This window comes from Cupriavidus sp. 96C5-1, from assembly GCF_057798855.1.
The window spans coordinates 1-7,347 of record NZ_JBYOJU010000097.1 but is presented as its reverse complement, the minus strand read 5'-3'; the positions used below and the strand labels follow the sequence as shown (position 1 = coordinate 7,347).

Here is a 7,347-nt window from a genome sequence, read left to right as displayed (position 1 = left end):
TCGCCGCCGATATGAAGCTCGCCCGCCACGCCCGGCGGCACGAGCTTCAGCTCCGCGTCGAGCAGGTAGCAGCGCCGGTCGCCAACCGGGCGGCCAATCGGGGCGTAGGTGCCCGCGAAATCCGCTTCCGGCGCATCGCCGCGCACCTTCCAGACCATCGGCGTGACCACGGTTTCGGTCGGGCCATAGCCATTGATATAGGTCCGCGCACCCAGCGCGCGCCGTGCCTGGGCAAAGGCGCCACGCGGCATCGCTTCGCCACCGAAGGAATAGAGCGAGACGTCCGGACGCTCGCCGCTCTGTTCGACGTATTCGGCCAGTTGCCGCAGATACGCCGGCGGGAAGCCCGCGTTGGTCACGCCGTGCCGGATCATCGCCTGCGCCGTCTGCTCGGGCGTCCAGAGCGCGTCGTCGCGCAGCACCAGCGAGCCGCCGCAGGCCAAGGCGCAAAGCCAGCGTTCGTGGGCGCCATCGAACGCGAACGACAGGAAATGCAGTTCGCGCGAGTGGCTGCCCATCTCGTAGGCGTCGATGGTCGCCGCCACGTGCATGGCCAGCGGGCCGTGGGACACGCACACGCCCTTGGGGCGTCCGGTCGAACCGGAGGTGTAGATCACGTAGGCGAGTTGAGACGGATGGACCGGCACCTCGGCGGCTAGCGTCGGGCCGTTGCCCACCATATCCAGCGTCAGCACCGGCAGAGAAGCCGGCGCCGGCAGCGTATCGAGCAAGGCCGGCTCGGTGACGAGCAGCCGGATCGCGCTGTCCTCGAACAGATAGGCCAGCCGGTCCTTGGGATAGGCCGGGTCGAACGGCACATAGGCCGCGCCAGCCCGCATCACGGCCAGCAGCGCGACGATGATGTCGGGCGAGCGGGACAGGGCGATGCCCACACGATCCTCGGCGCCGATGCCGCGTGCATGAAGCACGGCGGCCAGCCGGTCCGCACGCGCCAGCAGTTCGCCATAACGCAGCGTCTGCTCGCCACAGGTCACTGCAACGGCCTTCGGCTGCGCCAGCGCGTGGCGGGCGATCTGCGCGTGGACGGGCATGCAGGCATCGGCCGGCACCTCACCCTGGCCCAGCGCAAGCAGCGCCGCCTGTTCATCCGGCCCCAGCAGGCTCAGCGACCCCACGGTCTGCGCGGGCGACGTCCCCATCGCGCCGAGCAGCGCCATCATCTGCGCGCAGATGGCGGCCACCTGTTCGGCGTCGAACGCGCGCCGCATATAGGTGAAGCTCAGCCGCAGCGTCTGGCGCAGGCTGACTTCGACGTCCATCTCGTACTCGGTCAGGCCGGTACTGCCCTGGGTCTCGAAGCCCAGGCCGCAGCGCCCGGCCGACGCCAGCGCGTCTTCCAGCGGGAAGTTCTCGAACACGAGGATGCTGTCGAACAGGCGCTGGCCGGCCTGACCGCCCCAGCGCTGAATGTCCGACAGCGGCGTGTGCGCGTGTTCCCGCGCCGACAGGTTGAACGCCTGCAATTCCCGCAGCCAGTCGCCCAGATCCTGCGCGGCACGCGGCTCGGCCAGCACGGGCAGCGTGTTGATGAACAGTCCCAGCATCTGCTGGGCGCCGGGCACCTCGGCAGGGCGGCCGGCCACGGTGGCGCCAAACGCCACGCGCCGCTGGCCCGTGCAGCGCTGCAACAGCAGCAGCCACGCCGCCTGCACCACGGTATTCATCGTGACCTTCTGCGCGCGGGCGTATGCCGCCAGCCGCTCGGTCTGCGCGGCGCTGCAGGCGTGCTGCAGCAGGCCATATCCGCTGCCGGAGGCCGGTGCGGCCAGTGTCTCCGCCAGCCGCGTCGGCGTGTCGAATCCCGCCAGCGATCCGCTCCAGAACGCCTGTGCCGCCTGCGCGTCGCGCGCCTGCAGCCAGTCGATGTAGTCCGCAAAACGGCCTTCCGGTGCCGCTACCGCTTCGCCGGCATAGCGCTGGAGCACCTCGCCCAGCAATTGCGACGTGCTCCAGCCGTCGACCAGCAGATGGTGGACGGTCCACACCAGGTGATGGCGTGCCGCCGCCGTGCGTACCAGCGTCAGGCGCATCAGCGGCGGACGTTCCAGATCGAAGCCGCGTGCCAGATCGGCGGCCGCCAGTTCGTCGAGCGCGGCGCCCAGCGATGCCGGCGCACGCAGCGACCAGTCCTCCTCGGCGTACGGCAGCACCACGTCGCGCGCCACCCACTGCAAAGGCTGCTCGCCGCGCTGGAGGAAGCCGGTCCGCAGCGTGTCGTGGCTGCGCAGCGCGTCCCGCCAGGCCGCTGCAAAGCGCCCGGCGTCCAACCCGTCGATGTCGACGCGCAACTGGTTGATATAGGCGCCGCCGCCGGCATCCGAGCGGGCGACGCTGTGATACAGCATGCCTGCCTGCATCGGCGACAGCGGATAGACGTCCTGCACCGCGTCGACGTCCAGCCCCAGCGCGTCGAGTTGCGCCGGCGACAGCCGTGCCGGCGCGAGATCCCCAGCACGCGACGGCTCGCGCACCGGCGCCGACGGTGCGGACGCGGCATCGAGCGCCGTCACCACGGCCGCCACCTCCGCCAGCGTCTGCCGCTCGAACAACTGCTTGGGCGTCAGCTGCCAGCCCTGCGTGCGCAGACGCGCGACGATCTGCAGGCTCAGGATCGAATCGCCACCGAGTTCGAAGAAGTTATCGGCGCGGCCCACGCGTGCCACCTTCAGCACGGCGGCCCAGATCTTGGCCAGCGTCGTTTCGATGCCCGGCTGCGGCGCCTCGTATTCGGCGGTACCCGCGAAGTCGGGCGAGGGCAGTGCGCGGCGATCGAGCTTGCCATTCGGCGTGACCGGCATCCGCTCCAGCACCACGAAGGCGCTCGGCACCATGTAGTCGGGCAATGCCTGCGCAAGCCACTGGCGCAGGCCGTCGATATCGCAGCCCGCCTCGTCGGCCGGCACCACATACGCCACCAGCCGGGCCGGGCCGTCCTGGGTCAGCGCGATGACGACGGCGTCCAGCACGGCGTCGTGCGCCAGCAGCCGCGCCTCGATCTCGCCCAGTTCGATCCGCAGGCCGCGAATCTTGACCTGATGGTCCAGGCGGCCGAGATATTCGATATGCCCATCGGCATGGCGCCGTGCGAGGTCGCCGGTGCGATAGAGGCGCTCGCCGTGTGTGCCATGCGGGTCGGCGACGAAGCGCTCGGCCGTCAGCGCCGCGCGTCCCAGATAGCCGCGCGCCAGGCCGGCACCGCCGAGATAGAGCTCGCCAGCCACGCCGGCGGGTACCGGCTGCAGCGCGGCGTCCAGCACATGGGCGCCGACGTTGGCGATGGGATGCCCGATCGGCACCGAATGCCCGCCGTCGTCGCGGCAGGTCCAGTGCGTGACATCGATGGCTGCCTCGGTCGGCCCGTACAGGTTGTGCACGGCCGCCCACGGCAGCAGGTGCATCGTGCGTCGCGCCAGATCGGCAGGCAGGGCCTCGCCGCTGCACACCACATGACGCACGCTCTTGCACGATGCCGCCAGCGCGCCATCGGTCCCGTCGCCGACAAACGCCTGCAGCATCGCGGGCACGAAGTGCAGCGTGGTGACGCGGTGGCGGGCAATCAACGCCGCGATGCGCTGCGGATCGCGATGATCGCCCGGCGCGGCCAGCGCCAGCCGCGCGCCCGTCATCAGGGGCCAGAAGAACTCCCAGACGGACACGTCGAAGCTGAACGGCGTCTTCTGCAGCACGGTATCGCTGGCGTCCAGCCGGTACTGCGCCTGCATCCACCACAGCCGGTTATGCAGCGCGCCATGCCGGTTGCCGGCGCCCTTGGGCCGTCCGGTCGAGCCGGACGTGTAGATCACGTAGGCGAGATGCTCGGCCGACAGCAACGGCGCGGGGTTGCCCGAATCGTCGCCGGCGTACAGCGCCGGATCGGTCAGATCGATGGAGGCGACCACGCCGCTCGACGCCGGCATGGCCTCTGGCCGTTGCGCCAGGATCACCGCTACCGCGCTGTCGTCGATCATGTAGGCCAGCCGGTCCGCCGGGTAGTCCGGATCGAATGGCACGTAGGCGCCGCCGGCCTTCAGGATCGCCAGCAGCGCCACCACCATTTCCACCGAGCGCTCGGCCAGCACGCCCACGGGCACGTCCGGCCCCACGCCACGCGCGATCAGGCGATGGGCCAGCGCGTTGGCGCGCCGGTTCAGTTCGGCATAGGTCAGCGTGGCGTCGCCAAAGACGAGGGCCACCGCATCGGGCCGCGCGGCCGCCCGGGCCTCGAACAGCCTGTGAACGGGCTCGGCCGCCGGGTATGGCACGGGTGCGGTGCCGGCGGCCAGCGCCGCTGTGCGCTCTGCGGGTGCCAGCAGCCCGATGGTTGCCAGCGGTGCCGCGCCGTCGGCGGCCATCTGCCGCAATACGGCGAACAGCGTGTCCACCAATTGCCGCGCCTGCGCGTCGGCCAGCAGCGTGCGGTCGAAGCGGCAGGTCAGGTGCAGCGTATCGGTCTGGGCAATGAGCAGCGTCAGCGGGTAGTTCGTCTCGGCCAGATTGCGGACGTTGGCAAACGACAGCCCGCCCGGCGTGCGGCGCAGCGCGGCGTCGACCGGGTAGTTCTCGAACACGACGAGGGAATCGAACAGGGCCTGCCCACCACGGCCCGCCCAGCGCTGCACGTCGTAGAGCGGCGTGTGCTCGTGTTCGCGCAACGCCAGGTTCAGCGTCTGCACCGTGCGCAGCCAGTCGCCGACGGCCTGTTCCGGCTGCGGCGTGGCAATCACGGGCAGCGTATTGATGAACAACCCAAGCATCTGCTGCGCGGCCGGCAGATCGGCGGGGCGGCCGGACACCGTCGCGCCGAACGCCACGGCGGGCTGGCGCGTGCAGCGTTGCAGCACCAGCAGCCACGCGGCCTGCACCAGCGTATTGAGCGTGACCTTCTGCGCGCGGGCAAAGCTGGCCAGCGCCGCCGTTTCGCCCGCATCGAGCGCATGGAGTTGCTCGCCTTGCCCATGGCGGCCCGCTTCGGCCGCGTCCGGGGCGCGCAGCGCCGCCAGCAGGCGCGTCGGCTCGTCGAGCGCCTTCAGCTGATCGCGCCAGAACGATTCGCTGGCGTCGGCATCGCGCGATTGCAGCCAGCCGATGTAGTCGGCAAAACGGCCCGCCACGCCGGGCAATGCTTCACCGGCGTAGTGGCGCAGCACCTCGCCCAGCAACTGCGCGGTGCTCCAGCCGTCCAGCAGCAGATGGTGGACGGTCCAGACCAGATGATGGCGATCGGGCCCCGTGCGCAGCAGCGCCACACGCATCAGCGGCGGCTGCCTGAGATCGAATCCCTGGGCACGCTGGCTGGCCGCGAAAGCGTCGATATCGCTTGCGTCCCTGCCAGCCCAGTCTTCCACGATCATCGGCAGGGCCACGTCCCGGGCCACCCACTGGAGTGGCGACGCCTCCCGATGGAGGAAGCCGCAGTGCAGGCTGTCGTGGCGCGCCAGCACCGCTTGCCACGCCGCGACGAAGCGACTGGGGTCGATGCCGTCGACGTCGACGCGCAACTGGTTCGTATACGCGCTGCCTTCCGGGGCAAAGACGCTGTGGAACAGCATGCCCGTCTGCATCGGGGACAACGGGTAGAGGTCCTGCACACGGGCAGGATCGAGAAGCAGGCTGTCGAGTTCGGGCTGCGACAGCCGCACCAGCGGGAAATCCGACGGCGTGAGCCCGGTGGCGCCCAACGTGCAATGCGCGACCACCGCCTCCAGCTCCCCGCGGAAGGCCGCCGCCAGCGCTTCGATCGTTGCCGCGCGGTAGCGCGTGCCGGCATAGGCCAACGACAGCTTCAGCCGCCCGTCGAAAACCTGCCCGCTGATCGACAAGGGATGGGAAAGCAGCGTCGCGGCGTCCTGGTTAGCGCCCGTGCCTTCGGCCGCGGGCCGCCACGCGGCACCTTCGGCAAAGCTTGCATCGAACTGGCCCAGGTAGTTGAACACCACCTCGGGCTTGGGCACCGCTGCCAGCGCCGACTGCTGGGCCGGCGTGCCCCAGCGGCGCAGCAGGCCGAAGCCGATACCTTCGCCCGGGACCGCGCGCAGTTGCTCCTTGACCGTGCGGATGGCCGTGCCGATCTCGCCGCTGCCGTCGAGCGCCACCGGGAACATCGTCGTGAACCAGCCGACCGTGCGGCTGAGATCAAGCGAATCATCCACGCCCGCCACACGGCCGTGGCTTTCGAGGTCCACCAGTACGTCTTTTCGGCCGGTCCACGCGGACAGTGCGCGGGCGAGCGCTGTCAGCAGCAGGTCGTTGACCCGCGTGCGATAGGCGGCGGGCGCCCGCTGGAGCAGCGATTGCGTGAGATCGGCTGGCAGCGTCAGCGTCACGCTGGCGCGGTTGGCGATGGTGAGGGAGCCGGCGGCTTCGTCTGCCGGCAGGGAGGCGTCAACGGTGGCCAGCGCCTGCCAGCGCGGGATTTCCTCGCCACGGCGGGCGGCGCTGTCGCGCAGGGCTTCGGCCCAGCGCTGGTACGACGCCGTGCGCGCCGGCAGTTCGATCTGCTTGCCTTGCAGCCGTGCCCGATAGGCCGTATGCAGATCCTCGATCAGCACCCGCCACGAGACGCCATCGACCACCAGATGGTGGATCGCCAGCAGCAGTTGCCAGTGGTCTCCGGTCCGCAGCGCGACAGCGCGCAGCAGCGGCCCACGTGCCAGATCGAGGCTGCGTTGGGCGGCCTCGCAGTGCGCCAGCCGTTCGGCTTCCGTTGCGGTTTCTCGCACCCACAGCAGGTCAGCGCAGGTCTCTTCATCGGCGTACGTCTGCTGCCAGACGCCCGACGCTTCGACGAACCGCAGCCGCAGCGTATCGTGATGGGCGACCAGATCGCCCAGCGCTGCTGCCAGTGCCCCGGAATCGATCCCGTCCCGGCAATCGAGCAGTACAGACTGGTTCCAGTGGTGACGCCGGGCCATCGGCATGGTGAAGAAATCGGCCTGGATCGGCAGCAGCGGCACGATGCCGGAGGGCACCGCGTTGCCAGCATCGGCCCCTAGCGTCACAGGCGTGGCGACCGCCGCCAGTTCGGCCAGTGTCTGACGCTCGAAAAGCTGGCGCGGCGTCAGCAGCCAGCCGGCCGCGCGGGCGCGCGCCACGATCTGCAGGCTCAGGATCGAGTCGCCGCCGAGTTCGAAGAAGTTGTCCGAGCGGCCCACACGCGGCAGGCCCAGTACTTCGGCCCAGATGCCGGCCAGTGCGGTTTCCACCTCGCCCTCGGGGGCGACGAAGGTCTGGGCGCTCTCGAAGGCCGGCGCCGGCAGCGCACGGCGGTCCAGCTTGCCGTTCGGGGTCAGGGGCAGGGCGTCGATCACGACGAACGCCGCCGGCACC

Annotated in this window: 1 protein-coding gene; it reads right to left on the bottom strand. The window is 70.3% G+C overall.

Annotation, left to right across the window (positions count from 1 at the left end; genetic code table 11):
- Positions 1-7,347, bottom strand: a 7,347-nt coding sequence (locus AC3FOF_RS44135) for an amino acid adenylation domain-containing protein (RefSeq protein ID WP_488730265.1), incomplete at both ends; no start/stop codon positions are given.